The sequence below is a fragment of the Sphingobium sp. YBL2 genome (assembly GCF_000943805.1).
Lineage (GTDB): Bacteria > Pseudomonadota > Alphaproteobacteria > Sphingomonadales > Sphingomonadaceae > Sphingobium > Sphingobium fuliginis.
In genome coordinates this window covers 108,517-134,323 of sequence record NZ_CP010956.1, presented here as the reverse complement: position 1 = coordinate 134,323, position 25,807 = coordinate 108,517, and the positions used below count along the sequence as shown (strand labels likewise).

Sequence of the window (25,807 nt, the reverse complement as noted above, 5' to 3'; positions counted from 1 at the left end):
CCGAAATTGGGGCGCAAAGCGGTCGGATGGAACAGTTGTTAGCTTCCCCCTTCGATAGACTTCAACAAGAACTGCACCGCAAGGCTGGTCCGGAAGCCATGATGCATCAATCCTTTCAATCTCTTGAAAGCTGTTCGGCAAGCTCCCCCCCGATCGCAGCGGCAGCTTCAATAAGTGCGCCGTCATCGAAATGCGCATAACGGGCCGTCGTGCGAGTTTCCTTGTGCCCCAACAGGCGTCCAATCATCGGTAACGTTTCGGATGACCGGGCAGCGAGACTGGCATAGTTGTGCCTCAGGTCATGCAGCCTGACATCCTCAAGGCCGGCATCGGTTCGCAATTTGCACCAGAACCAAGCGAGCGCAGAGGCAGGCTGTACCTCAAACGCAAATACGCGTGCCTCCTTTCTATCACGCGGCAGACTGTCGAGCACCGCCCTCGCCTCCTGACCCAGCCAGACGATGCGCGGTCCGGTTTTCGAGTCCGTCAGTTTCAGCTTTCGCCCTTGGACCTCGCCCCAAGTGAGATTGAGGATCTCACCTCGCCGACATCCTGTGAGTGCCAGCAGTGAAACAACAGCAACCTCGACGGGCTTCTCTGCGCGATAACTGGCCAAGGCTTCGCCAAGCCGCGCCATTTCGGCTTCGCAAAGAAAGCGCTCGATCTTGCGCCCCTTGTTCCGTTTCACGCCCCGGAAGGGGTTCGATTGCTCGGGTAGATAGCCCCAGGCCTCTGCCTTGCCGAACATCGCTTTCAGGATCTCCATGGCGCGATTGGCGGCACCCGGCCCAGCCGAGCGCGTCAGCGCCGCATGCCAGCGAACCGCATCGGCATGGCTGATTTCATCAATGAACTTGCCCGTGAATGCATGGTCCAGATGAGTGCGTCGGTAGATGTCATGAATCTCGCGGGTCGACGGTTTCCAGGTCGGCGCCGCCACATCCCAATAGGATTTGAGAAACGCCGCATAGGTCGGCATCTTCCTGCCGCGCTGCTTCTTGTCGGCCGGGTTCTGTCCGAGCTCGATGCGAAGAATAAGTCGGCGCGCCACATCCTTGGCAATCCGCTCGGTCAGGATCGCTCTATCGCCGATGGTGATGAGCCGCTGTTTCCCGCCTATCGTGCGCTGTAGAACATAGCTCCTGCGGCCCGAGGGATGAACGCGCTCGCCAAAGCCGGGGAGCACATAGTCGAATTTCGAGCGGCGCCTTCCAGCTTCGCCGGGAATGACGCGCGCGAGTTCCTCAGCCAGGATCTGCTTAAGGTCGTAGCTGGTCATACGGCGATCCCCATCGAACTTGCGAGACTGGAGCAAATGCGATTGGCGCTTTCCGAGATCACCTCGTCCGCAAGGTGCGCGTAGCGAGCGGTCGTTTCGGGAAGGGCGTGACCGAGCAGCTTGCCGATCGTCGCGAGCGGGATGCCCCGCGCGATGGCGACGGAGGCAAAGCTATGGCGAAGGTCATGAAGGCGCACATCGGGCAACGCCGCCTTGCGCCTGATCCTGGCCCAGTGCTGACCGAGATTGATCGGCACCTCGCGATGCATCGCCGGAAAAACCAGCTGATCGTCACCGCGCCGCTCCAGCTCATCGAGAACAGCGATCGCCTGCGAGTTGAGATAGATCGTCTTCGGACCGGTCTTGCTGTCAGGCAGCGCAAGGCGGGGTGGCTGGACGGAGCGCCAGCGCAGCGTCGCAATCTCCGAAACACGCGCCCCGGTGTAGATCAGCATCAACAGGGCCGGGGCGATGAACGGGTTGGCACCCTCGGGCTCGGCCAGCACTCTCCCCAGTCTCCGGTACTCGTCGGCAGACAAATACCGTTCCGGCAGATCGCGCTTGAAGCGCGAAACGCCGCGACAGGGATTGCTACCTCTCGGGCGATAACCGAGCTTCTCGGCATATTGCATCATCACCGACATGATCGGGATCGCGCGGTTGAAGGCCCCTCCCCTGGCGGCCATGCTGTCGCGCCAGCGGTTGATGTCGGCACGCGCAATCGTATCGACCGGCAGGTCGCCGAAGCGCGGCACCAGCAGCTGGTCGATACGCGAGCGCGAGGTTCGGCGAGTGGACGGTTTCCAGTGCGGCGAGTAGTCGAGCCAGAATTCCTCGGCGTAGTCGGCAAAGAGCGGCACCCGCTTTTGCTCGGGAGCGGTGGGTAGATCGGCAAGCATTGCCCTGATTAGCAATCTGCGCGCGGCAGCGCGCGCGGCGGGAGCGCTCAGCGCGCCTGGCGCCACTCCCGCGCTTCCCAGCGTCACCATTCGCTGAACGCCTCGCGGCCTGTGCTTCACAATCCAGGTGAGATGTCCTGACTTTCGCTTGCGCAGCCCGAAGCCGGGAAGCTCGGTATCCCATGTGATGCCGATCGGGAGCGACTTTCGACGTGCGACATAGCCGGTCAGTTTGAGGCGGTGGGAGCGTCTTCGCGAGGCTACGACTGAGCCTTGGCTACCACCAACTTGCTCGCCACCTTCCACAACTGAAGCATTTGTTTTTTCGTGCTTTTCTTCCATAAATGCAGCTTAGGCTGCGTACGGTGTGGCTGAATGCCGCAGTGCCGGAGGCGATGGCCGGGAGGCTCCGGCCGGGGCAGAGCGCGACCGCGACCCTCGCCGCCTATCCCGGCGAACGCTTCATGGGCCGGATTGCCGCGATTCTCCCAAGCGTCGCCGCCGAAAGCCGGACGCTCACCGTGCGGATCGAACTTCCCAATCGAGCCGGGCGCCTGCGCCCCGGCATGTTCGCCTCGGTCGATCTCGGCCGCGCTGCCCGCTCGGCGCTGCTCGTGCCCTCGGAAGCCATCATCCGCACCGGCAAGCGCGCGCTCGTCATGCTGGCGCTGCCGCAAGGGCGCTACCGCCCTGCCGAGGTGCAGACCGGTGCAGAAGCAGGAGGCCAGACCGAAATCCTTGCCGGCCTTGCCGAGGGGGAGAAGATTGTCGCTTCCGGCCAGTTCCTGATCGATTCCGAGGCCAACCTCTCCGGCATCGAAGCGCGCCCGATCAGTGGGCCAGCCGCCACGCCGCGAGCAGAAGCACCTTCGACCGGCGCCTATCGTACGAACGGGCGGATCGAGAGCATCGCGGGCGACCGGATTACCCTCAGTCACGCTCCTGTCCCCGCCCTCAAATGGCCGGCGATGACGATGACGTTCAAGCTGGGGAGCCCGGCGCACGCGCGGGGGTTCAAAAAGGGCGACCGCGTCGTCTTCGGCTTCGACCAAGCGGCGGAAGGCCCCATCGTTCGCACGCTCAGCCGCGAGGCGGCGCGATGATCGGCCGTCTCATCGACTGGTCGGCGAACAACCGCCTGTTCGTAGTGCTCGGCGCCCTGGCGCTCGTCCTCGGCGGACTCCTTGCCTTGCGCAGCACGCCGATCGACGCCCTGCCCGACCTCTCGGACACGCAGGTCATCATCCGCACGAGCTATCCGGGCCAAGCCCCCCAGATCGTCGAAAATCAGATCACCTACCCGCTCGCGACGACGATGCTGTCGGTGCCCGGGGCGAAGACCGTGCGCGGCTATTCCTTCTTCGGCGACAGCTTCGTCTATGTCATTTTCGCCGATGGGACCGACCTTTATTGGGCGCGCTCGCGCGTCCTTGAATATCTCAACCAGGTCCAGGGCCGCTTGCCTGACACCGCGCGCAGCGCGATCGGCCCCGACGCCACCGGGGTGGGGTGGGTCTATCAATATGCGCTGGTCGATCGGACCGGCGGACACGACCTCGCGCAGCTGCGGTCGCTCCAGGACTGGTTCCTCCGCTACGAGCTCAAGAGCCTGCCGGGGGTGGCCGAAGTCGCCAGCATCGGCGGCATGGTCAAGCAATATCAGGTCGTGCTCGATCCGGTGAAGCTTGCCGGTTACGGCATCACCCACGCGCAGGCCGTCGCGGCGATCGGGCAGGCCAACCAGGAAACCGGAGGCTCGGTCCTCGAGCTGGGCGAGGCCGAATATATGGTGCGCGCTTCGGGCTATCTGCAGTCGCTCGACGACTTCCGCGCCATACCGCTGCGCACTGCGGCCGGCGGCGTGCCGGTAACGCTCGGCGACGTCGCGACCATCCAGCTTGGCCCCGAAATGCGCCGCGGTATCGCCGAGCTCGACGGCGACGGCGAAGTGGCGGGCGGAGTCGTCATCCTGCGTTCGGGATCAGACGCACGTGCCACTATCCAGGCGGTGCAGGACAAGCTCGAGCTCTTAAAGAAGAGCCTGCCGCACGGCGTCGCGATCGTGCCCACCTATGACCGCTCCCACCTCATCGATGCCGCCATTGAGAACCTCACGCACAAACTTGCCGAAGAGTTCGTGGTTGTGGCGATCGTCTGCGCGCTGTTCCTCTGGCACGTGCGCTCGGCACTTGTCGCCATCGTCACGCTGCCGCTTGGCGTCCTCGCCGCCTTCATCGTGATGCATTTCCAGGGCGTCAACGCCAACATCATGTCCTTGGGCGGGATCGCGATCGCGATCGGCGCCATGGTCGACGCCGCGATCGTGATGATCGAGAACGCCCACAAGCGGATCGAGCAATGGGAGCATGACCATCCCGGTGAAGAGCTGGCCGGGGCGGCGCGCTGGACCGTGATCACCGACGCGGCGCGCGAGGTGGGTCCCGCGCTCTTCTTCTCGCTCCTCATCATCACCCTGTCCTTCGTGCCCGTCTTCACTTTGGAAGCACAGGAAGGGCGTCTCTTCGCGCCGCTCGCGTTCACCAAGACCTACACCATGGCGGCCGCGGCGATCCTGTCCGTGACGCTGGTTCCGGTGCTGATGGGCTGGCTCATCCGGGGCAAGATTCCTTCCGAGCAGGCCAATCCGGTCAACCGCGCGCTGACGCGGGCCTATCGTCCCGCCATCGACTGGGTGTTGAAGAAACCCAAGGCGACCCTCGTCCTCGCGGGGCTGGTCTTCCTGACGACCGCTTGGCCGCTGTCCCGGCTCGGCGGCGAATTCCTGCCGGCGATGAACGAGGGCGATCTTCTCTACATGCCCTCGGCCCTGCCGGGGCTCTCTGCCGCCAAGGCCTCGGAGCTGCTCCAGCAGACCGATCGCATGATCAAGTCGGTGCCTGAAGTCCAGAGCGTGTTCGGGAAAGCGGGGCGCGCGGAGAGCGCGACCGACCCCGCCCCGCTCGAAATGTTCGAGACGACGATCCGCTTCAAGCCGCGCGAGCAATGGCGGCCCGGCATGACCCCGGAGAAGCTGGTCGAAGAGCTCGACCGCACCGTGAAAGTACCCGGCCTCGCCAACATCTGGGTGCCGCCCATCCGCAACCGGATCGACATGCTGGCGACCGGCATCAAGAGCCCGATCGGGGTCAAGGTCTCTGGGTCGGATCTTGCCGCCATCGACCATATCGCGCGCGAGGTGGAACGGGTCGCGAAGGGAGTGCCCGGAGTAAGCTCCGCACTCGCCGAGCGGCTGACCGGCGGGCGTTATGTCGATGTGCAGATCGATCGGATCGCCGCCGCGCGATATGGCCTCAACATCTCCGATGTCCAGGCGATCGTCGCGGGCGCGATCGGCGGCGAGAATGTCGGCCAAACCGTCGAGGGGCTGGCGCGCTATCCCATCAATGTCCGCTACCCGCGCGAGTTGCGCGACAGTCCGGACGCACTGCGCGCTCTTCCGGTGCTCACGCCATCGGGCCAGCAAATCACGCTGGGCAGCGTCGCGCAGATCGCGATCAGCGACGGACCGCCGATGCTGAAGACCGAGAACGGACGGCCATCGACCTGGGTCTATGTCGACGTCCGGGGACGCGATCTCGCCTCCGTGGTCGATGATCTGCAGAATGCGGTGGCCCGCGAGGTCAAGCTCTCGTCGGGTGTCAGCCTCGCCTATTCGGGCCAATTCGAATATCTCGCGCGCGCGATCGACCGGCTGAAGATCGTCGTGCCGGCGACGCTCGCGATCATCTTCCTGCTGCTGTACCTCATCTTCCGGCGGCTCGACGAGGCAGTGCTCATCATGGGCACGCTCCCCTTCGCGCTCACCGGCGGTTTCTGGATCCTCTACCTGCTCGGCTATCACCAGTCGGTCGCGACTGGCGTCGGGTTCATTGCGCTTGCCGGCGTGGCCGCCGAGTTCGGCGTCGTGATGCTGATCTATCTCAGGGATGCCCTTGAGGCGCGGGGCGAGAGGCCGTCGCACGAAGATATTGCAGAAGCGGTGCGCGAAGGCGCGCTGCTCAGGGTCCGGCCCAAGGCGATGACCGTCGCCGTCATTATCGCGGGGCTTTTGCCGATCCTTGTTGGTTCTGGCGCCGGCTCGGAAGTCATGAGTCGGATCGCCGCGCCCATGGTCGGCGGCATGCTGACCGCGCCGCTTCTCTCCATGTTCGTCATCCCCGCCGCCTATCTGCTTCTGAGGCGGCGGTCTTCTCAACCCTCTATCCCAATGAAGCACCACGAAAGGAACCTGCAATGAAAGTTCACGCTCTGTCCGTCCTGGCCCTGACCGCTACCCTTGCTGCCTGTGGCTCGAAGACCGAGACCAATGAGGCGGCAGCGACGAATACGGCGGCACCGGCGGCTACCGAAACCAACGCGATGGCTGGCGACATGGGCAATATGGCGATGTCCCCCACAGCCAAGATGGCCAAGGGCACCGGCAAAGTGACGGCCGTCGACAAGGCCGCCGGAACGATCACGCTCGACCATGGCCCGATCGCCGAGGCCAACTGGCCGGCGATGACGATGGCGTTCAAGGCCGCGCCGGCGCTCATCGACAGCGTGAAAGCGGGCGATGAGGTGAATTTCGAACTGAAGCTCGACGGCAATGCCGGCGAGGTGACCGCGATCGCAAAGCAGTAATCGGTTCCAGACCTGCTCCGGGCGGGTCGCCGGAATGCCGGCGGCCCGCCATGGCCAACGATTGTCAGGTGCAGCAGGAGGCGTCCGGCCCGGCGAGTTGAATCGGTGGGCACGGCACGGTCCCGTAGGAGCAGAATACGCAGCAATCGCCGGACTTCGGCCGCAAGACTGCTCCGCAACCGGTGCAATCATAGAAAAACTGGCAGGCGTTCGTCGGCATCGTCTCCGTCTTCGTCGTGCCGCACAGCGGACAGGTGAGGACCGATTGAGGAACGAAAACACCCTCAGACATAGGAATAGCCAAGCCAGAGGAGCGTCACGCCCAGCAGCAAGCCGATGAGAAGGACCGCGCGCACGGCAGGCGGTGTGCAGACGCCCCCGGGTCCGCAGGTCATCGCCATGCGCTGCTGCCGCCAGAGCATGATCGCGCCGCCGATCAGGAAGAGCGCGCTCAAGCACAGCAGGAGCGTCCGATACGGGCTGGCCGCCAAGGCAATGCCGCCGAGCCATCCGGCGCCCAGGCCGGCGGTGGTGAGCAATATCGGCAGCGCACAGCAGGACGCCACGCCGAAGGCCGCCGCGATTCCACCGACCGTGAGAAGAGCAGCACCCTCCGCTCCCAAAGAACGGCGCAGCTCAGGCGGTTCGGACATGATGGGCGACTCCTTGTGATCAACGGAATCGCATCCTACCGTCTGTAGCCACTACAGACTCAACCCCCAATTTCGAGCAGCAAATGGCGACATCGGAGACTATCGCAATCGGGGAACTGTCGCGGCGCACGCGCTGCAATATCGAGACGATCCGCTATTATGAGCGGATCGGGCTCCTGCCCGAGGCGGCGCGGCGGGGCCGGTATCGGAGCTTCGGCCCTGCGGACGTGGCGCGGTTGCATTTCGTTCGGCGCGCGCGGGAGCTGGGCTTCACGCTCGACGAGATTCGCGCGCTGCTCGGCATTGCCACCGCCGATGATGTCTCATGCGACGATGCCCGCGAAATCGCGACCTTGCATCTGACGCAGATTCGCGCGCGGATCGCGGATTTGAAGCGCATGGAGCGGGTCCTTGCCGACACCGTGCGGGCCTGCAATTCCGGCGACCATTTCGGGTGCCCGCTGATCACTACATTATCTGCGGCTCGCTAAATTCCGCCTGGGCGACGCCTTCTGTACGCCGAACTCCATACTCTTCGGGTCCGGCCCCCGCGTGGAGGTCATGAGCGGCATCGCTGCGACCATGATCGACAGCCTGAAAGTCGGCGATCAGGTGAATTTCGAGCTGAAGCTCGACGGCAATGCCGGCGAGGTCACCAGCATCAGCAACAAATAATTCGATGAGGCGTCGGGAGGCACTGTGGAAGCGCCTCCCGAAGAGTTCCGACAGTTGGGACAGGCAAATGTTTCGTCAGATCCATGATCGATGGCGAGGGCAAGTTAGCCCCTCGCCATCACTTCACGGCCTCAGCAGACATCGCTCCCGTCGACCCAAACGCGGACCGGTCCCTGCAACGGCGCGCGCGGACCATATTGCGGCCGCATCCGCCACACATAGCGACCGGTCTTGCCGGTATAGGCCGGATCGCATTCCGGTCCGCCTTTGCCAGTCCACTGGTCGCGTTGGTCGCCAACCTTCTTGCAGACCCTCGCACTCAACGGTGCACGCGGACCAGGAGCTTGGGGTTGCCACTCGCATTTGACGGTGGCCGGTTTCTCGACATCAGCCTGCGCCAATGCCGGAACCGGGGTGGCGACGAGCACTGTGAATGCGGCCGCGGCGGCGGTGAATATCAAGGTCTTCATGATTTCTCTCCTCGGACTGAAGGTGCCGTGGGCAAACTGGCTCCGAGGGGCTGGGCAGCCTATGGCCGTCCAGCGCTTGGGAGGGTTCGCCTGGCGAGTTGTCAGGCCAAGGTGTCGGGTGGATGCTGTTCCGGCGGGGCCGACCGTCCGTGTAGCGCCGGATAACATGGAAAGACAACAAGCACATCCGCGCTCACTATTTCAGCCGCGAGGGGTCCCCGGCTCTCGAGCGCATATAAGGGGAGACACCCCATACCTGCCAGGCAAGCGAGCGTCATCCCCTGGCAGAGGAGTGGTTTCTCGCCATCGTCCTGCGTCATCCCGACACAGTCCATGGGCATCGTTGCTGCCGCGTTCTCGCTTATGGCGGTTGCCACAGCGGGACTTGCGGCAACTGTGGCTATCTGTCCAAACAGGCCGAGAAGGACGCCTAAGATCAGCGCAAATTTGTGCGCTTGTCTCATGTCCGCATTCTCTGCCTGATGCCGAATTGAGTCAAGTTTCCCAAGACCATAATTGGGCCGCAGCTCAGCCAACGACGTAAGCGCACATCATGCCGAGCCACGATCATGCGCGACGCAGCTACCCCTTACCAGTTCCAGCTTTTTTGCCCTTGCCGGATGCCCCGTCATGGAACCTCGAGCTTCATTGCGCGCGCCGTCGGATCACGCTCATGAACGACCAAGCATGCCGGGGTGTTGGACGCGCTGCCGCGCCCGTTGATACCACTTGACCCTCTAGCTACTACAGGGTGCAAGTTGCGAACAATTCTTATCAGAGACTCGCAAATGTATCCTCGATCGCCTGCCGCCATTTTCGCCGCTCTTGCCCTCAACTGGCGCCGGGCAGCGCATCTTTTTGCATTCGCACTGGCCCTGGTGATGGTCTCGCTCCCAGGACGAGCATTGGCGAGCGATGCGGACGTTCAGACCAGCTGGCGGCTGCTCGATTATATCGGGGTGGATTACGCCGGGGCTGTCGCTGACGGGAAAGTGATAAGCTCGGCCGAATATGGGGAAATGACCGAGTTCGCGGCACAGGTCGAGACACGGCTCAAGGCCCTGCCAGCAAAGCCGGCGAAGGCAGACCTTCTCCGCCGATCGGCCACGCTGCGAAGCGCGATCGCCGCGAAATCAGCACCCGCGGTCGTCGCCGAGCAATCGCATCTTCTCGCCTCGGCACTCCTGGCGGCCTATCCGGTGCCGCTAGCACCGGGCACTCCCCCCGATCTAAACCGGGCCGCTAAGCTGTACGCCGAAAATTGCGCGAGCTGTCATGGCGTGAACGGCGACGGGCGCGGGCGGGATGCGGCCAAGCTCGATCCGCCACCCATCGCCTTCACCGACAAGGAACGTGCCGACCAGCGCAGCCTCTTCGGTCTCTACCAAGTCATCAGCCAGGGTCTGGACGGCACCGCCATGCAGAGCTTCGAGGCGCTACCGGAAGCAGACCGCTGGGCCCTGGCATTCTATGCCGGCCATTTCGCCTATCCTGACGCTGCCGCCAGCGAAGGCGAGCGTCTTTGGCGGGAGCGCGCCGACATACGTTCAAAATATCCCAATCTTGCGGCTCTGGTCGGGACGACACCGGCCGCCTTGGCCCGCGACCTCGGCCCCAAAAACGCTGCGATGCTCACGGCCTTTCTGCGCCGACATCCGGATGCCGTCACCGCTCGTCCCGACGGCTCGCTTGCGCTTACGCGCGAACGCCTCGCCGAAAGCTTGACCGCCTATCGGGCCGGCGATCGCAAAGCCGCGGCCGAATTGGCTCTTTCGGCCTATCTCGACGGCTTCGAGCCGGTTGAGCCGGTGCTGTCCGCACGCGACGCTGCGCTCATGGCGCGGATCGAGACAGGGATGGCGCAGCTTCGCGCGGCCATCGGGCAAGGGCGCCCTACGGCCGAGGTGGAAGCGGCGAACCGTTCCCTCGCCAATCTTTTTGCGGAGGCCGAGGCCGTACTGGCGCCGGAACGAGCAAGTGGAGCATCCAGCTTCCTGGGGGCGTTCGGCGTATTGTTGCGCGAGGGGCTCGAAGCGCTTCTGATCGTCGTTGCGATGATCGCCTTTCTGGCCCAGTCGGCCCGAAGCTGCGATTTTGGCCAGGTTGAAGAACGAACACTGAACGCTTGATTGATTCTACCAGGACCGTTGCTGACCACCGACCTCGTAGATATCGGCTTCCATGGAGCAATTGTAGCTCTCTGCGATGTTGAACATCTCGGAGAGGAGGCTTTGGATTTCCTCATCAAGGGAAATGCCATCCGGATCGGGGTCATAGGCGACGGTCAGTTTGTAATCACAATTGCCGTTTTTTACCATGGCGTAGTCGCGTTCCAGCATCGCCTCAATCCGCTCCCGAGCGGGTTTTCTACCTCTTCCACGCTTGTTGAAGTTCTCGATAATCAGATGCAGGGCGATGCTGGCAGTGGGCGGCTTTTCCGGCAGTTTGGTCTGTGACGGAATAATGTCGAGCGCCCGATAGACGGTCATTCGTGAGACCTTCAGGTCGCGGGCAACGCGGGCCTTGCTGGCGCCGGCGGCAAGGCGACGGCGGATTTCATCGTCATCGACGTTCTTCTTCCGGCCTTTGTAAACGCCTTCGGCGCGCGCCGCTTCGATCCCGGCGCGCTGACGATCCTTGATGAACTTCAGCTCCATATCGGCGACCATGCCGAGTATGGTGATGACCATTCGCCCCATGTCGCCCGCCGTCGTCACCTCTGGCTCAAGGATGCGCAGCGAAGCTCCCTTTTCATCAAGCTCATGCACCAGGTTCAGGACATCGCGCGTGGAGCGGCCGAGCCGGTCGAGCCGCAGCACGACCAGCTCGTCGCCGGTGTGCATAAACTGCATGATCGTTTCCAGTTCCGTGCGCCCGCTCCGCGAGGCCCCCGATCCGGTCTCGGAACGGATAATTTCGCAACCTGCATTCTTGAGGCGGCCAATCTGGATATCCAGATCCTGGTCCGTGGTGCTGACGCGGGCATATCCGATACGAGCCAAGTGCAAAATCCGTCACATTAGGGTGGCTCTTGCAGTGTATCGTCACATTGAGCGCAAACCCACCCTTTTGTGACAGACGAATGGTGTCACTCGGCCCTATCACTCTGGGGTGTACCCAAATGTTATATGCCGATCAGCCGCCTCACGCCGCAAGCCGTCCAAAATCAATCCGGTCGTTCAGGTCGAGGTCGAAGCGGCCATAAGGGTTCACATGACTGTAGATCAACGGCGTGAGACCACGATAATCTTCCGGCGTCATCCGCCCCGCCCACTTCGGCTCAACCAGTACGGTCTGAAGCATGCGGGTGTTCACATACACCAGCGACGCTTGCAGGAGGTGTAGCGCCAGAACGGAGATTTCCTGCTCATGGATGCGGTTGGTGGCGATCTCGCCGCCCTTGCCGAAGAACACGAAACCATTAGCGCCGTTCCAGTTCTCAACCACATTCAGCCCTTCGTGGATCTCGCGGCGGAATGCCTCCTGACGCAAATACCGGCATAGGAAGATTGTTTTGATCGCGCGGCCGAGTTCACTCAGCGCCTTGTAGGTCGGGTGCATCACTTCGGCTCTGGCAAACCGGCGCAGGATCGCTTCCGGATCGGCGGTGCGCGATTGCATGGCAGCGGCATATTTGACCATTTCGTCATATTGTTGCTCGATCTCGTCCCAGTCGATCGGACTGGAGAGGATCGGCAGCAAATTGGAAAGCCGCGTGCGCATGCCGGCTTGGGGAAGGGCCAGTTTCTGGCGTGCGACTGCTTTTAGCCGCGGGGCAAGCTCAAATCCAAGGAGTCGGCAAAACGCAAAGCCGACCGCGCTCTGGCCGTGACTATCGACGTACTGACGCTGGATTTCCATGTCGGTGCAATGGCGTAGCACGCCCTCGATCATGGAGGCGACCTCCGAGGAAGAGCACCGCTTGAGCTGGGAATAAACGCAGGTCGCGCGCTTCTCCACATGCCAGTAGATCATGACGCCACGGCCGCCATAGCGGGCGTGCCATTCCGTCATCAGGTTGCGGTCCCACGCGCCGAACTTCGTTGAATCGGACGCGCAAGCCGTGCCCGCGTCTCCCCATACTGTGGCATTGCGGATTGCCAGTGTTGCGTTTGCCACCCGCGCGCACGCTTCTCTCAGCGCTGGCGCGTGAATGAAACGGCGATGGACATGCAACAATTCCTCGTAACTCACGTCGGGTGTGGCGCCAGCGATCCGCTTGAGCCCGGCGTTCGTGCCCAAGCCATAGAGGCACAGCAAAAGGCGCTGATCCAGGGCTGCTTTCGGTAGAGTAACCCGCGAGGCCGACGTTTCGAAAGCCTCCATCAATCCCGTGTCCAGAGCAGCCTCTTTCAGCACGTCGAGCAGTCCGGTCATCGGCCAGCGCTGACCGACCTCGCTTTTGATCGAAGCGAGGCCCTTCGGTTCGGGCAAGGGCTTGAACGGTGTAATCGATATCCGGTTGTCGCCGCGCCACAGGAGCCGAACCTTGTCGTTTTGTGGAATATTGGCATTGAGGAGCAACAGCTCCTGTTCAAGCTCCTCCCGGATCGAGGCGCAAAACGCCCGCGCATCTGGCGTCAGGCTGAGGCTGGAATAATACGCCTCTCGCCTGATCTCGAAATCCTTGGGAAGATCGTCATCGGGATTGCGGTAGCGATCCGCCCCGACCACCCAGATTTCTTTGGAGCGGATGCGGTCGCGCAGTTGCGTCAGGACGCAAAGCTCATAGCTGATCCGGTTTACCCGCCCATCGTCATCAATGACGGAACTGCGCCATCGCGCTGGAATCACCTCATCGATCGGAACATCCTGCAATGGCACGAAGCGGCATCCGTCATCCACCTTGCTCCTGATCCAGTCGAGGGCCGCCAGGACCGGCCGCCACACCGCGTTGTTCGACCGGAACCCAAGTACGGAAAGCAGGCTTGGCAGCATGCGCCGGTAATGATTGGCCCAGGAACCACGCATCACCTTGTAGATGCGCCGGTCCAGAGCGCCCTTCGCATGGCTCTCCTTGACGATCGCCGCCAGCCTGTCCTTACCGGCGATCGGGAAAATGACATCGCAGATGCGCCCCGATGGTTCATTGATCGAGGCGCTGGCGATCTCGACCAGCAAGCGCTCCTTTCCATAGACCCGCTCGATGTCTTTCGCGATATCGCCCACCACCTTGCGTTTCGAGCGCGTTCCGATCTTGTGAACGGTTTCGATCAGCAGGTCGATCATCGCGTCAGTGAGTTGCGCCTCCCGCGACATTAGATAAATCGCATAAAGGCCGAGCTGTCGCGCCGGCGCATGCCGGCGCATCTCCGAGGCCTTTTCACCGGCAACGCGGCGAACAATCTGATCGACCCATGGCTTGCCCGTAGCCGTCAGGAGATCATGGGGAAGATCAAGTCTCTGGATAAAGGCGAGTTTCTCGGTCACGTCGAGAATGTTGTCGAGCGTTGCCTGTCCGGCGTCACCCTTCATCCTGTTGAATCCGGTCAAGCTGTCCGGATCGGCAAGCGAGGCTTCCAATAACGCCACCGCATCTGACGAAAGCCGGTCACTGGCTCCGATCAGCCAGGTGTCCAGATAATCTTGCCGTTGTGAGCGAACGACACGTTCAAGCTCCTTGCGCGACGGCCCATAAATACGCCGGTCCCGGCACCACAGGAAAACATGCTCAAGCATGGCATTGATCGACTGGCCGCCCGGGCACAGCTCGCCAGCAATCCATTCCGTCAATTGCTCGCGATCCACCCGCTTCATGCGGTGATATCCAAGATGGATCAGGATCTCCGCACAATGCCGTCGTGCTGTCCGACTGGAAAAGTCATAACCAGCTATCTCGCCAGCCTCGACACCGAGTTGCTCGGCCAGATACGAGAGGCCATCGGTAGGGATTGAGCCGGGATCGGTCGCGAAAAACCCCAGGGAAGCGAAGAATTTCAGCTGCGCGGCGAGGCCGAGGCGCGTCAGGGCCGGCTTCGAATTTACAAAATCAATATCGGCAAAGCTCAGGCTCCATCGTCCGATCAAATCCCCGCCCGAAATACTCCGATCCATCAACCCACTCCCTATGATGGAGCGAACTGTCCTCTCCCATGATTTCCATCGTCAATACCGAATGCCACGTTCCCAAAACGTTCTCCGACTTGGCCGAAATCGCAGCTTCGGGCCGACTAGGCCTTTCTGAAGAAAACTGATCGACCGGACGTCCTCGGCTATGTTCACGGCGGATGGGTGGTCGCCCTCGCAGCCGGTGTCGCGACCTGGTTCGCGGCAACCTACTTCATTACCGTGAGCGGCGCATCGCGGGAACTGACCGAGGGCTTCGGTTCCCTCTTCGCTGCGATAATCCTGCTCAGCGTCGGCATCTGGATGCATGGCAAGAGCAATGCCGAAGCATGGCAACGCTATGTGAAGGCGAAGGTCAGCGCCGCCCTCTCCCGCCGCTCGGGTTGGTTCTTGTTCCTGCTATCGTTCGTCGTCGTCTACCGGGAGGTCTTCGAAACGATCCTGTTCTACGCGGCTCTCTGGGCCGAAGGGAATGGCGCAGCGATGCTCGCAGGCGCAGGCGCCGCAGCGGGTCTGCTCGCCCTCGTCGCGTGGATGATGTTGCGTTACAGCGCTCGCCTGCCGATCACCCAGTTCTTCTCCTGGAGCTCGGTCCTGATCGCGATCCTTGCCGTCGTACTCGCCGGCAAGGGCATCGCCGGTTTGCAGGAGGCCGGTATCCTCGGCGTGAGGCCGCTGGTGGACGTGCCACGTATCGAGATACTGGGTCTCTTTCCGACCAGGGAGAGCGTGCTCGCGCAGGTCACCGCCATCGTAGTGCTTGCCGCCGGCTTCTGGTTCAGCGGCCGCAGTTCGGCGGCGGCCGGATCGCGAGCATCACCCGCCAAATAGCCGAGCGGCGATCAACACCGCAGCGACCGAATAGCAGGTGACCGTAGCCAGCGCGGTCGTCGCCATCCCGAAGGCGCGGGCGCCAGCGCCCCTGGAATAACAGCGATAGAAACTCACGCGGCCGATGACGAAAAGCACAGGCGAGGCAATCAACAGTCCCAGCCATCGGCCCTGCGCGATCGAACCAAGGAGCAAATGGGCGCCGACCCCCAGAAAGGACTGCTCGAGCGTATTTTGCAGGAAGGCGACCTTGATCGCTAGCGCCGGGCTGGGCGTGCTTTTGGCCGCACCGCCAATGTCGGCCTCCGAACGATAGCGTCCGCTCGAAACAAGCCGCACCGCCACCAGCACGAGCAGGAAATGGATGCTGCTGGCTTGGATTGCGAAGGCGAGACGCTCGGCAAGCGCTTCCGGAAAGGACACAACCTCTGGAAGAAGCAGCACACTCCCGGCCGAAACCGCCCCGCAAAGCAGGAGCGCCAGCGCCGATCGTTTCCGGATTTGCCGCTGTTCTCCTGCCAGATCCATCACCCTCGCCTCGATCTCAGTCAGGCCGGCTCGCCACGATAAGGCCGATCGTGCCGGTGACGGTGTCGAAGCGTGCGACGTCGCGCACCTTGCGAAAGCCCGCAGCTTTGACCAATTCGGGCAGGATCCCATCCGCATTGGGCTGGGTATCGGCGACACCGTCGAGCCGCTGAATAGTCAGGCGGAACAGCACCCGCATCAACCCTTTTTGCCGGCCATAATCGGCAATAACGATCCGTCCGCCGGGTCGCACTGCCGCAAACATTGCGCTCAGGCCGGCCCGCTTCTCCGTCATCGGGACTTGGTGGAACATCAGGCTCGACACGATCGCATCGGCGCTTCTGACGCCGAGATCGCGGGCGAAGCCCTGCTCCCACTCAACGTTCAGGCCCGCAACATCCGCCTTTGCGCGCGCAATGGTCAGCGCCTCTTCATCGGGATCGATACCGATCACGCGCACAGCGGGCTGGGAAGCCTTGAGCTTGACAGCGAAACTGCCAGTACCGCAGCCGACGTCGAGAATTGTTTCGCCCGGCCGGGCTGCCAATTCCTCAAGCATAGCCCGGCGCCAGAGCGTCTCGCGCGTCCAGAGCCGGATCGCGCGGTCGTAATCGGCAGTTCTGCCCTTTCCAAGCGGCGGGGTGTAAGCACGCGCGTTCACTGCACGACCCGCCTGCCATGCTCCGTCATCTCCTTACGGGCATCGCGGATGATGTCATAGGCGGAGTGCAAGAAGAGCAGTGCGATAACTCCCGCGACGAGCAGATCGGGCCATGCCTGCCCGGTCCACGCCACTAACGCCGCCGCCGCGATGACCGCAACATTGGCCAGTGCATCATTGCGCGAGAACAGCCAGATTGCCCGCGAGGTGGCATCGCCCTGATCGCGGAAACGGGCGAGGATCAGCGCGGCAGACACGTTGACGATGAGCGCAATAATGCCAAGCCCGCCCATCAGATCGGCTTCGGGCGGCACGGCGTTGAATATGCGCCAAAGCGCCGACGCGATCACGCCGAGCCCAAGTGTGGCGAGGAACAGGCCCTGAATAAGTGCGGTCCGACTCCTGGCCACGGCAGACCAACCAAGCGCGACAAGGCCCACCAGGGTGATCGATCCGTCGCCGATGAAGTCCAGCGAATCCGCCTTGAGAGCTTGAGAGCCTGCGACAAAGCCGCCCACAAGCTCGCAGATTCCAAATCCCAGATTGAGGATTACAACAATCCACAAGGCACGCTTGTAGCCGGGATCTGTTCCGGCGCGGGCGGTGTCCGTTTCACATCCACAGTCGCTCATCGATTGTCTCCGCAGCGAGTCGCAGCGGAATTCTGCACCCTCTAGTCGCTACAGGGTCAATGCCCGTTCTGGGCCGAAGGACCGAGCGCTTCGATAATCCGGCAATCGGAAATCGCACCCTGGCTGCATTGGCCGATCAATTCGTCGAGCTCCCGGCGTAGCGCACGAAGATCGGCGATCTTTTGGTCGATCTGCGCAAGGTGGGCCCGGGCAACCGTGTCGACTGCGCTACACGACCGACTACGATCGTCGGACAAAGTGAGCAGCTCGCGCACCTGGTCCAGCGTGAATCCGAGGTCGCGGGCCCTTCGAATGAAGGAAAGCCGTGCGAGGTGCGCCGCTCCATAGTCGCGGTAATTTCCAGAGGTACGGCCCGGCTCCGGAAGAAGCCCGATTTTTTCATAGAAGCGGATAGTCTCGACCTTCGTCGCGGTAGTTCGGGCCAGTTCACCAATCTGCATCAGAAATCCTCTTGACCCTGTAGTTGCTATAGGGTGCATATAGAGGGCCGTCCTAAGAATGCGAGAGCCCGACCGATGGCATGTTCCAGCTGCGCAGCTGACAAAGGCGGCCCCACAAACAGCCCCGCCTGGCGGCGCGCGCTGTGGATCGCGCTCGCCGTCAATGCTCTGATGTTCGCAGCAGAACTGGCCGCCGGCATATTGGGGGGCTCCAAGGCGTTGCAGGCAGATGCGCTCGACTTCCTCGGCGATGCCGCGAACTATGCGATCAGCCTTGGCGTGGCCGGGCTCGCGCTTGGCTGGCGAGCCCGTGCCGCGCTGGTCAAAGGCGCGACGATCTTCGGCTTTGGATTGTACGTGTTGCTGAGCGCGCTTTGGGCCGTCTCACAGGGCACCGTGCCTCATGCCGAGGTGATGGGTATCGTCGGTTTCGTTGCTCTTCTGGCCAACGGCGGCGTCGCCCTCATGCTGTATCGCTTCCGCAGCGGAGATGCGAACATGCGCTCGGTCTGGATTTGTTCGCGCAATGATGCCATCGGCAATGTCGCCGTACTGTTCGCGGCGCTAGGCGTTTTTGGTACGGGATCGGCATTTCCCGATATCATCGTCGCAGGGATCATGGCGACCTTGGGATTATGGGGGGGTGCGCAAATCATCCGTCAGGCGAGCCTGGAACTGCGAAGCTCGAAGCCATCAATCGGAAATTCGATGCCAACCGCCGAGCAGTCGATCTGATCTTACGCGCCGCATTCAGTTTCCTTCAGTCGCGGCACTGCGACGACCCCGACCACGCCGCCAATAAACTTGGCGTCGCGCTTGGTCTAAGAAAGAACCCTGGGCGGTAGCCGGCTGAGGATAGATCTTCCCTCAGCCATATGTTGCTTGGCTGTTGAAGCCGGTCCGCGGATCGGCCGACAGTGTCGCGCCGCTCCCATCACTATCAGGAAATTGCTGTATCCGGTCAACAACCTCCATCTAGCCTACGAGATCGCGTCTGCGCGGTCGCGGTAGGCAAGCAGCCGGAGGGCATTGAACACGACGAGCAATGTCGAACCCTCGTGCATCGCGACCGCGGGACCAATGCCAAGTCCGAAGATAGTCGCGGGGACGAGGAAGGCGACCACGCCAAGGCTCACAAAGACGTTTTGACGGATGACCCAGCGTGTGCGCCGGCTGAGCCCGACAGCGAAAGGCAAATGAGAAAGATCATCCGCCATAAGGGCAACGTCAGCCGTTTCCAATGCGACGTCCGACCCGGCAGCACCCATGGCGATACCGACCGTCGCCGTCGCCATGGCAGGTGCGTCGTTGACACCGTCGCCCACCATGGCGACCTTGGTTTCGGCACGGAGTTTCTTGATCGCGTCTACCTTGTCTTCAGGCATAAGATCACCCCATGCCTCATCAATTCCGACTTTTCTGGCGATCGCATCGGCTGCGCGCTGGTGATCACCGGAAATCATAATCATTCGCTTGATGCCGATCGCGCGCAGCTCATCGAGCGCTGTCCGTGCCGCTTCGCGCGGCGTGTCGAGCAGGCCGATCGCGCCGATGTCCTTGTCGTCGCGGCGCACGACCATGCTCGTTTGCCCGCCTTCGCGGAGCCTCTCGATCGCGGCCGTCATTTCGGCCGACAGCGGCGCGATGCCGTCGGCGCCGAACATCTCCGCCTTGCCGATCAGGACTTCCTCCTGGCCGACGAGAGCCGAAACGCCGCGACCTGTCAGGCTCTTGAGGTTGTCGGCCTGCGGTATCGGCTTATCGCCAATATGCTCGCGGCCGTCGCGCGCGATCGCCTGCGCGAGAGGATGATCGCTCAGGCTCTCGACAGCTACGGCGACCGCCATGAGGTCTTCCTTGGTCACCCCTGGGGCGGTGATGATCTCTTGTATCCGGGGCTCGCCCTTGGTGAGCGTGCCGGTCTTATCAAACGCGATCGCGTCCAGCGAGCCGAGCAGTTCGAGCGGTGCGCCCCCCTTGATGAGGACACCGCCACGCGCAGCGCGTGCGACCCCCGATAGAACGGCGCTGGGTGTCGCGATGGCGAGCGCGCAGGGGCTCGCCGCTACCAGCACCGCCATGGCGCGGTAGAAGCTGTCGCGGAAAGGTTCGTCCACCACTACCCAAGCGAACAGCAACACAAAGGCGAGCACCAGCACCGCCGGCACGAAGAAGCGCTCGAAACGGTCAGTGAAGCGTTGTGTCGGCGATTTCTGAGTTTCGGCTTCGCTGACCAGCTTCACCACCTTGGCAAGTGTGCTTTCGTTGGACAGGCGGGTGACTTCGATTTCAACAAGCCCGCTGCCATTGATAGTGCCGACGAAAACGCGGCTTGCCGCGTCCACGCTATCGGGATTTTGGCGGGCGGCCGCATCGTCTTGTACGGGGCGTTTATCGACCGGCATGCTCTCGCCGGTGACGGGGGCCTGGTTGATCGCGGTTATGCCCTTAACGATGAAGCCGTCGGCGGCGACCCGCTCATCGGGCTTCACGATGACAATATCGCCAAGCTTCAGGTTCTCGACTGGAACCTCGCTCGTGGCGCCGTCGGGACGCCGCACCATCGCGGTGCGCGGCGCCAGCTCCGCCAGCGCTTCGATCGCGCGCTTGGCGCGGCCCATGGCATAATGTTCGAGCGCATGGCCAAGGCTGAACAGGAACAGCAGCAGCGCCCCTTCCGCCCATGCCCCCAGCGCCGCCGCACCGGCGGCGGCCACCAGCATCAGCGTGTCGATCTCGAATCGTTTCAGGCGAAGGCTTTCGATCGCCTCGCGCAGCGTGTAGAAACCGCCAAACGCGTAGGCGGCAACGTAGAGCACGAACGGCAGCCAGTCTGGTGCGCCGGCGACCAGCTTTTCGAGTGCAAAGCCGATGCCCAGCGCCGCGCCGCAGGCGAGCGCGAAGATCAGTTCAGTATTCGGCCCGAGCAGACCGCCATGACCGTGATCATGGTCATGCTTTTTCCCCGGAGGATGGTCATGATCCTTTGCATAATCGCGCTCTGGCGCGGTCGACACGAGCTTGGCAGCCTTCTCGTAGGTCGGTCGAGCGCCAGCGTCGCGCAGCGCCTTCAAAATCGACTCTTGCGATGTTGCCGACCGATCGAACTCCACCCGCACCAGACCCGACACATTGGCCTCTGCCTCAAGGACGCCGGGGAGGCCGCGCAGCCGATCGCCCAGCGTGCGAGCGCGGCGTTGATGGGTCATGCCGTCGACCTGCCAGATCGCATGTCCGAAGCGATCACCAATTTCTGCGCCCGAAGCGTGCGCTAGCTCACGGATGCGCGAGAGCGACACCACTTCGGGATCAAAGTGGATGCAGAGCATTGCGGGAGCGTCCGCTTCGGGCGCTACCACATGGGCCTGTTCGACACCGGGACGTCCTTCCAACGAGCCGACGAGCCTTTTGACACAGGCGTCGGCTGCGTTCGTAACGTCGGGGAGGAGGACAGGAATATCGAGCCGAAGTTTTTCGATCATGATGTTCTCCTTCGCGGAGCGCGATTTTGTGGTGAAGCGAAGAGGCCCGCCATTTTTGTGCGGCCACCGATAACTTTGGCGCTCATCGGGTTTCTTCCTTGGCCTGACGCGCTTCCTTTCGCGTGTCGCGCAGGATCTCGATGCCGCCCTTCACGGCGATAATCGCGGTGAGGAAGCCAACCAGCAGATCGGGCCAGTTGGAACCCAGCCACCAAACGAGTAGTCCGGCGACCAGAATCCCGCCGTTCGAGATGAAATCGTTGAAGCTGAATGTGGTCGCCGCGCGCAGATTGACGTCGGGCTTGCGCAGCCGTTGCAGCAGCCGGAGGCAGATATAGTTCACGACTGCCGCGACCGCCGACATCGCCATCATGGTGCCGCCGATCGGCTCGCTTCCCTGAAGGTATCGCCGCCCCACATCGAGCAGGATGCCGCCGGCGAAGATCAGGAGCATGACGCCCGACACACCTGCGGCGCGGGTCTTCCATTTCGTGCCCCGGCTGAGCGCGATCAGGCTCAGCGCATAGACGGCGGCGTCCGACAGGTTGTCGAGGCCATTGGCGAGCAGCGCGCTGGAATCGCCGCTGACGCCGGCGATTAGAAAGGCAAGCGCGATCGCCGCGTTGAGGACCAGCACAATCCAGAGCGTGCGGCGCTCCGCGTCCGTGATCGAGGAAGCAAAGTCAGTCATTGGGTCGTCTTTCGCGCGAGCTGCGTCTTGCGAAACAGGCGGCGATGGCGATTCACGCTGAGGCCGTTGCCGCGCACCTCCTTGGTGAGATAGCGGATTAATGCCGCATCTTGAGCCTGCATGGTTTTGCGCAGGCCGCGCCGCGCCAAATAGCCAAGCGGGCTAAGCACCCCTTCCACAGCGATCGTATGGCGCACCTGTGTCTGCGCGCCGGCTCCGGCGAATGCATATTCCTCGCGAAGGGCAAATATCCCACCAAAGCCGGTCTGCCAGGCGAGCCGGTGAGCCCGTTCGTAGGCAATGATCTTAGCTTCGGCTGTCAGCGGCAGCTCTCCCTTGAGCAGGGAGAAAGTAAGGCTGACGTCGGCATCCGGCGCGGCGATTCCTCGAAAGCGATAACTTGGATGCCACAGCGCGAACGTGGGTAGGTCCACGATATGGGTCCAAGCCCGGATCGGGGTGATGGTCAGCGCGAAAGAGGTTGTTTCCTTCATGCCCGGATAGACCTTCCGCTGGTGTCCAGTGCGGCGGACGGCAAAGCCGCCCGCCGCTGAACACCGTGCATCCCCATTGTGGGGATGCGACGGCCGCCGAGGCTCACAGCGGAGCCTCGGCGAGATCAGGCGTCGGTGCATCGGGCCGCTTGTCGGGCGCTGGAATGTCCATCTCCCTGCGCCCATACCGGGCGTAAAGCGTCGGCAGTAGGAACAGGGTCAGCAGGGTCGCCGAGATGAGGCCCCCGATGACAACCGTCGCCAGTGGCTTTTGCACTTCCGCGCCCGCACCCGATGCGATCGCCATGGGTACGAAGCCGAGCGACGCGACCAGTGCCGTCATGACCACGGGGCGTAACCGCATCATCGCGCCTTCATAGGCTGCTTCCGATCGGTCCATACCTCGGGCCATCAGTTCCTGGATCGACGTTACCATGACGAGCCCGTTCAGGACGGCGATGCCGGACAACGCGATGAACCCGACCGCCGCCGAGATCGAGAAGGGCATGCCTCGCAGGAACAGGGCGAGCACGCCCCCCACCAGCGCCAGCGGCACGCCGGTGAACACGATCGCGGCGTCGCGCACGCTGCCGAGTGCCCCGTAAAGCAAGAGCATGATCAGCACGAAACAGCCCGGCACCACCAGCATCAGCCGCTCGGTCGCTGATTGCAGGTTCTCGAACTGGCCGCCCCAATCGAGATACTGCCCGGCAGGCAGACGCACCTCGCTCGCAATTGCGGCCTGCGCATCGGCAACCACGCCAGCTACGTCACGGCCACGCACGTTCGCCTGCACCACGACACGCCGCTTGCCGTTCTCGCGGCTGATCTGGTTGGGACCATCGGTGACGCCGATGTCGGCCACGCTTTGAAGCGGCACGAACCCGCCGTTCGGCAGCGGTACCGGGACCTGACCGAGCGTTTGCAGATTGGCGCGTGCCACATCCGACAGGCGGATGGTGACGGCGAACCGCCGATCGCCCTCGAAGATCATACCAGCATCTCGGCCACCGATCGCAGCCGAGATCGTGTCCTGCACAGTCTGCGCGGTGATACCGAGCCTCGACATGATGTCGCGGCGCGGCTGAATGTCGAGCATGGGCAGGCCCTCGGTCTGCTCCACCCGAACGTCAACGGCGCCTTCCGTCTTGCGCAACACGGCCGCAATGGCATTGGCTGTCGAATTCATGGCGTCGGTGTCGTCGCCGAACACCTTCACCGCGAGGTCGCCGCGCACGCCGGCGATTAGCTCGTTGAAGCGCATCTGAATGGGCTGGGTGATCTCGAACGCACCGCCCGGTAGACTTTCAAGCGTCTTCTCGACCTTCGCCACCAAGTCAGTCTTGCTGAGCCCCGAGTCCGGCCATTCGTCGCGTGGCTTCATGATGATGAAGGTGTCCGAAATGTTAGGGGGCATGGGGTCGGCGGCGAGTTCCGCCGTGCCCGTTTTTGAGAAAACGAACCGCACTTCGGGCAGCTTGCCGATCTCGCGCTCGATCCGCGACTGCATCGCCTGACTCTGATCGATTGACGTCCCCGGCACGCGGAGCACTTGGGCGGTCAAATCGCCCTCGTCGAGCTGGGGCAGAAACTCCTGGCCTAGGAACGAGAAGGTGAGGATGGCGGCAAGAAACGCGCCGACACCGACGCCCATGGTGAGCGTCGGCCGCTTCATCGCGCGGTCAAGTCCCGGCTCATATTTGCGCTTGAGCCACGTCATGATCCGGCCTTCCTTTTCCTCGACGGGCTTCGACAGCCAGATGGCGAGCATGGCCGGCACGAAGGTCAGTGAGAGGATGAAGGCGAAGACGAGTGCGATGATGACTGTCATCGCCATCGGCGTGAAGGTCTTGCCCTCAACACCTGTGAGCGTGAGCAGCGGCACATAGACGAGGATGATGATTGCCTGCCCGAACACGGAAGGGCGGATCATCTCGCGCGCGGCCTGAGCAACGACGGACAGCCGTTCCTCGAGCGCAAGCGTGCGGCCATAGTGATGTTGTCGTTCGGCGATCCGCCGCAGCGCGTTTTCAACGATGATGACCGCGCCATCGACAATAAGACCGAAGTCCAACGCGCCAAGGCTCATCAGATTGGCAGAGACACCGCCTTGCAACATGCCGAAGCTGGTCATGGCCATAGTGATCGGAATGACTAGCGCCGCGATCAGCGCCGCCCGGAAATTGCCGAGCAGGACGAACAGCACGACGATGACGAGCAGCGCGCCTTCGGATAGATTCTTCGCCACCGTCTTGATCGTTGAATTGACCAGCGCAGTGCGATCGAGCACCGGTTGTATGACCACATCAGTCGGCAGCGAGGCGTTGATTTCGCCGATCCGTTCCGCGACCGCAGAGGCGACCGTGCGGCTGTTCTCGCCGATCCGCATGATGGCGGTCCCGACCACGACCTCCTTGCCGTTCTCAGACGCGGAGCCGTAGCGGATCGCTTGGCCGAGACGCACTTGCGCCACCTGGTCGAGCCGGATCGGCGTGCCTTCGCGGGTCGCGATGACGGTCCCGGCCAGCTCGCTGACATTGCGGATGCGCGCATCGGAGCGGACGGCCAGGCCCTCCCCACCACGATCGACCACGCCGGCACCGACGCCGACATTATTCTCTTCAAGTGCGCGGGCGAGGTCGGTCAGGTTCAGCCCCAAGGCGGCAAGCCGCTGGACATCGGGAATGACCTGAAACTGCTTCACATAGCCGCCGATCGAGTCGACGCCGGCAAGGCCCGGTGTGTTCTTGAGCAGCGGCGCGACGATCCAATCCTGCGTGGTGCGCAGATAGGTCGCCTGATCGGCCTCGCTGACGAGACGGTCGCCCTCCGGCGTGATGTAGCTGCCATCGGGTTGCATGCCGGGCTCGCCCGGCTTGTGCTTGTCCTCCTTCCGATGCATGAAATGGACCGTCCACATATAGACTTCGCCCAGGCCTGTCGCGATCGGCCCCATGGTTGGAACCGCACCTTCGGGTAGGCTTTCCTCGGCGACGCGCAGCCGCTCGGACACTTGCTGGCGGGCGAAGTAGATGTCGGTCGAATCCGTGAATACGGCCGTGACCTGGGCAAAGCCGTTGCGGCTAAGCGAGCGGGTATATTCAAGACCGGGAACACCGGCGAGCGCGGTTTCGATCGGAAAGGCGATTTGCTTCTCGACCAGCTCGGGTGAAAGGGCCGGCGCGCTGATGTTTACCTGCACCTGATTGTTGGTGATGTCGGGAACAGCGTCGATCGGCAGGCGAGAAAGCGCCCAGCCTCCGATGGCCGCGGCGATGAGCGTCATGAGCAGGACGAACCAGCGACGCTCGACGGAAAATGTGACGATGCGATCGATCATG

At 62.7% G+C, this 25,807-nt stretch carries 21 protein-coding genes and 2 pseudogenes; 8 read left to right on the top strand and 15 right to left on the bottom strand.

From position 1 onward, the window contains the following. Window positions 1-115 precede the first annotated feature (115 nt). Complete coding sequence (locus TZ53_RS23020; RefSeq protein ID WP_044663263.1) at window positions 116-1,279, bottom strand: site-specific integrase; 1,164 nt, start codon at window positions 1,277-1,279, stop codon at window positions 116-118. Next, window positions 1,276-2,520, bottom strand: a complete 1,245-nt coding sequence (locus TZ53_RS23015; protein WP_238320178.1) for a tyrosine-type recombinase/integrase — start codon at window positions 2,518-2,520, stop codon at window positions 1,276-1,278. Before TZ53_RS23015 ends, TZ53_RS23020 begins: the two co-directional genes overlap by 4 nt. A 14-nt stretch (window positions 2,521-2,534) precedes the next feature. On the opposite strand from TZ53_RS23015, the pseudogene TZ53_RS23010 reads away from it, so the two are divergent. The 3 genes and pseudogenes from TZ53_RS23010 to TZ53_RS23000 form a co-directional block, all read left to right on the top strand. Beyond that, window positions 2,535-3,281 (top strand): annotated as a pseudogene (locus TZ53_RS23010) (efflux RND transporter periplasmic adaptor subunit); the annotation flags it as partial. Continuing rightward, on the top strand, window positions 3,278-6,436 hold the full coding sequence (locus tag TZ53_RS23005) for an efflux RND transporter permease subunit (protein ID WP_044663261.1): 3,159 nt from the start codon (window positions 3,278-3,280) through the stop codon (window positions 6,434-6,436). The pseudogene TZ53_RS23010 and the gene TZ53_RS23005, both read left to right, overlap by 4 nt. Continuing rightward, window positions 6,433-6,822, top strand: coding sequence for a copper-binding protein (locus TZ53_RS23000; protein ID WP_022684333.1), 390 nt, complete (start codon window positions 6,433-6,435; stop codon window positions 6,820-6,822). Before TZ53_RS23005 ends, TZ53_RS23000 begins: the two co-directional genes overlap by 4 nt. 64 nt (window positions 6,823-6,886) lie before the next feature. Here the strand turns inward: TZ53_RS23000 and TZ53_RS27655 are convergent, their stop codons facing one another. Then, window positions 6,887-7,114 (bottom strand): GDCCVxC domain-containing (seleno)protein, encoded by a 228-nt coding sequence (locus tag TZ53_RS27655; RefSeq protein ID WP_081643388.1) that lies wholly within the window; start codon window positions 7,112-7,114, stop codon window positions 6,887-6,889. Further along, a complete protein-coding gene (locus tag TZ53_RS22995; RefSeq protein ID WP_022684334.1) occupies window positions 7,107-7,475 on the bottom strand; it encodes a mercuric transporter MerT family protein in 369 nt (122 codons plus the stop codon). Before TZ53_RS22995 ends, TZ53_RS27655 begins: the two co-directional genes overlap by 8 nt. Window positions 7,476-7,558: 83 nt before the next feature. On the opposite strand from TZ53_RS22995, the gene TZ53_RS22990 reads away from it, so the two are divergent. Both TZ53_RS22990 and TZ53_RS27650 read left to right on the top strand, forming a co-directional pair. After that, window positions 7,559-7,966 (top strand): MerR family transcriptional regulator, encoded by a 408-nt coding sequence (locus TZ53_RS22990; RefSeq protein WP_022684335.1) that lies wholly within the window; start codon window positions 7,559-7,561, stop codon window positions 7,964-7,966. Between the two features lie 70 nt (window positions 7,967-8,036). Beyond that, window positions 8,037-8,150 (top strand): copper-binding protein, encoded by a 114-nt coding sequence (locus TZ53_RS27650; RefSeq protein WP_022684336.1) that lies wholly within the window; start codon window positions 8,037-8,039, stop codon window positions 8,148-8,150. 131 nt (window positions 8,151-8,281) lie between these two features. Here the strand turns inward: TZ53_RS27650 and TZ53_RS22985 are convergent, their stop codons facing one another. Next, a complete protein-coding gene (locus TZ53_RS22985) occupies window positions 8,282-8,620 on the bottom strand; it encodes a hypothetical protein (protein ID WP_022684337.1) in 339 nt (112 codons plus the stop codon). Between the two features lie 905 nt (window positions 8,621-9,525). Between TZ53_RS22985 and TZ53_RS22975 the strand changes: the two genes are divergently transcribed. Next, on the top strand, window positions 9,526-10,749 hold the full coding sequence (locus TZ53_RS22975; protein WP_052628274.1) for a c-type cytochrome: 1,224 nt from the start codon (window positions 9,526-9,528) through the stop codon (window positions 10,747-10,749). Between the two features lie 6 nt (window positions 10,750-10,755). Here TZ53_RS22975 and TZ53_RS22970 read toward each other — a convergent pair whose 3' ends face one another. Both TZ53_RS22970 and TZ53_RS22965 read right to left on the bottom strand, forming a co-directional pair. Next, window positions 10,756-11,622, bottom strand: coding sequence for a recombinase family protein (locus TZ53_RS22970; RefSeq protein ID WP_006953933.1), 867 nt, complete (start codon window positions 11,620-11,622; stop codon window positions 10,756-10,758). A gap of 142 nt (window positions 11,623-11,764) precedes the next feature. Continuing rightward, complete coding sequence (locus TZ53_RS22965) at window positions 11,765-14,674, bottom strand: Tn3 family transposase (RefSeq protein ID WP_044663210.1); 2,910 nt, start codon at window positions 14,672-14,674, stop codon at window positions 11,765-11,767. A 120-nt stretch (window positions 14,675-14,794) separates the two neighbouring features. Here TZ53_RS22965 and TZ53_RS22960 point away from each other — a divergent pair. After that, a pseudogene (locus TZ53_RS22960) lies at window positions 14,795-15,517 on the top strand (FTR1 family iron permease); the annotation flags it as partial. On the opposite strand, the gene TZ53_RS22955 reads toward TZ53_RS22960, so the two are convergent. From TZ53_RS22955 to TZ53_RS22940, 4 genes are read right to left on the bottom strand one after another with little or no spacing between them, the layout of a single operon-like run. Then, entirely contained in the window at window positions 15,503-16,045 is a 543-nt protein-coding gene (locus TZ53_RS22955) for an MAPEG family protein (protein ID WP_022684340.1), read from the bottom strand. The pseudogene TZ53_RS22960 and the gene TZ53_RS22955 overlap by 15 nt on opposite strands. Window positions 16,046-16,061: 16 nt before the next feature. After that, complete coding sequence (locus TZ53_RS22950) at window positions 16,062-16,706, bottom strand: class I SAM-dependent methyltransferase (protein WP_022684341.1); 645 nt, start codon at window positions 16,704-16,706, stop codon at window positions 16,062-16,064. After that, entirely contained in the window at window positions 16,703-17,338 is a 636-nt protein-coding gene (locus TZ53_RS22945; RefSeq protein WP_022684342.1) for a cation diffusion facilitator family transporter, read from the bottom strand. The genes TZ53_RS22950 and TZ53_RS22945 overlap by 4 nt, the downstream gene beginning before the upstream one ends. 56 nt (window positions 17,339-17,394) lie before the next feature. Next, on the bottom strand, window positions 17,395-17,799 hold the full coding sequence (locus TZ53_RS22940) for a MerR family transcriptional regulator (protein WP_022684343.1): 405 nt from the start codon (window positions 17,797-17,799) through the stop codon (window positions 17,395-17,397). Window positions 17,800-17,874: 75 nt separating this feature from the next. On the opposite strand from TZ53_RS22940, the gene TZ53_RS22935 reads away from it, so the two are divergent. Further along, window positions 17,875-18,534 carry a cation transporter gene (locus TZ53_RS22935; protein WP_022684344.1) on the top strand — a complete coding sequence of 220 codons (660 nt, stop codon included), beginning with the start codon at window positions 17,875-17,877 and terminating at the stop codon, window positions 18,532-18,534. A gap of 245 nt (window positions 18,535-18,779) precedes the next feature. On the opposite strand, the gene TZ53_RS22930 is transcribed toward TZ53_RS22935, so the two are convergent. From TZ53_RS22930 to TZ53_RS22915, 4 genes are all read right to left on the bottom strand, one after another. After that, entirely contained in the window at window positions 18,780-21,281 is a 2,502-nt protein-coding gene (locus TZ53_RS22930; RefSeq protein WP_022684345.1) for a heavy metal translocating P-type ATPase, read from the bottom strand. Window positions 21,282-21,363: 82 nt separating this feature from the next. Then, window positions 21,364-21,972, bottom strand: a complete 609-nt coding sequence (locus TZ53_RS22925; protein WP_022684346.1) for a cation diffusion facilitator family transporter — start codon at window positions 21,970-21,972, stop codon at window positions 21,364-21,366. Then, window positions 21,969-22,466 (bottom strand): SRPBCC family protein, encoded by a 498-nt coding sequence (locus TZ53_RS22920; protein WP_022684347.1) that lies wholly within the window; start codon window positions 22,464-22,466, stop codon window positions 21,969-21,971. The genes TZ53_RS22925 and TZ53_RS22920 overlap by 4 nt, the downstream gene beginning before the upstream one ends. Window positions 22,467-22,569: 103 nt before the next feature. Beyond that, window positions 22,570-25,806, bottom strand: coding sequence for an efflux RND transporter permease subunit (locus tag TZ53_RS22915; protein ID WP_037504907.1), 3,237 nt, complete (start codon window positions 25,804-25,806; stop codon window positions 22,570-22,572). Window position 25,807 lies beyond the last annotated feature (1 nt).

Excerpts from the sequence above, each read along its gene's own strand:
- TZ53_RS23020 (WP_044663263.1), bottom strand. The coding sequence starts at position 1,279 with ATGACCAGCTACGACCTTAAGCAGATCCTGGCTGAGGAACTCGCGCGC.
- TZ53_RS23015 (WP_238320178.1), bottom strand. The coding sequence starts at position 2,520 with ATGGAAGAAAAGCACGAAAAAACAAATGCTTCAGTTGTGGAAGGTGGC.
- TZ53_RS23005 (WP_044663261.1), top strand. The coding sequence starts at position 3,278 with ATGATCGGCCGTCTCATCGACTGGTCGGCGAACAACCGCCTGTTCGTA.
- TZ53_RS23000 (WP_022684333.1), top strand. The coding sequence starts at position 6,433 with ATGAAAGTTCACGCTCTGTCCGTCCTGGCCCTGACCGCTACCCTTGCT.
- TZ53_RS27655 (WP_081643388.1), bottom strand. The coding sequence starts at position 7,114 with ATGTCTGAGGGTGTTTTCGTTCCTCAATCGGTCCTCACCTGTCCGCTG.
- TZ53_RS22995 (WP_022684334.1), bottom strand. The coding sequence starts at position 7,475 with ATGTCCGAACCGCCTGAGCTGCGCCGTTCTTTGGGAGCGGAGGGTGCT.
- TZ53_RS22990 (WP_022684335.1), top strand. The coding sequence starts at position 7,559 with ATGGCGACATCGGAGACTATCGCAATCGGGGAACTGTCGCGGCGCACG.
- TZ53_RS27650 (WP_022684336.1), top strand. The coding sequence starts at position 8,037 with ATGAGCGGCATCGCTGCGACCATGATCGACAGCCTGAAAGTCGGCGAT.
- TZ53_RS22985 (WP_022684337.1), bottom strand. The coding sequence starts at position 8,620 with ATGAAGACCTTGATATTCACCGCCGCCGCGGCCGCATTCACAGTGCTC.
- TZ53_RS22965 (WP_044663210.1), bottom strand. The coding sequence starts at position 14,674 with ATGGATCGGAGTATTTCGGGCGGGGATTTGATCGGACGATGGAGCCTG.
- TZ53_RS22955 (WP_022684340.1), bottom strand. The coding sequence starts at position 16,045 with ATGGATCTGGCAGGAGAACAGCGGCAAATCCGGAAACGATCGGCGCTG.
- TZ53_RS22945 (WP_022684342.1), bottom strand. The coding sequence starts at position 17,338 with ATGAGCGACTGTGGATGTGAAACGGACACCGCCCGCGCCGGAACAGAT.
- TZ53_RS22940 (WP_022684343.1), bottom strand. The coding sequence starts at position 17,799 with ATGCAGATTGGTGAACTGGCCCGAACTACCGCGACGAAGGTCGAGACT.
- TZ53_RS22935 (WP_022684344.1), top strand. The coding sequence starts at position 17,875 with ATGGCATGTTCCAGCTGCGCAGCTGACAAAGGCGGCCCCACAAACAGC.
- TZ53_RS22930 (WP_022684345.1), bottom strand. The coding sequence starts at position 21,281 with ATGATCGAAAAACTTCGGCTCGATATTCCTGTCCTCCTCCCCGACGTT.
- TZ53_RS22925 (WP_022684346.1), bottom strand. The coding sequence starts at position 21,972 with ATGACTGACTTTGCTTCCTCGATCACGGACGCGGAGCGCCGCACGCTC.
- TZ53_RS22920 (WP_022684347.1), bottom strand. The coding sequence starts at position 22,466 with ATGAAGGAAACAACCTCTTTCGCGCTGACCATCACCCCGATCCGGGCT.
- TZ53_RS22915 (WP_037504907.1), bottom strand. The coding sequence starts at position 25,806 with ATGATCGATCGCATCGTCACATTTTCCGTCGAGCGTCGCTGGTTCGTC.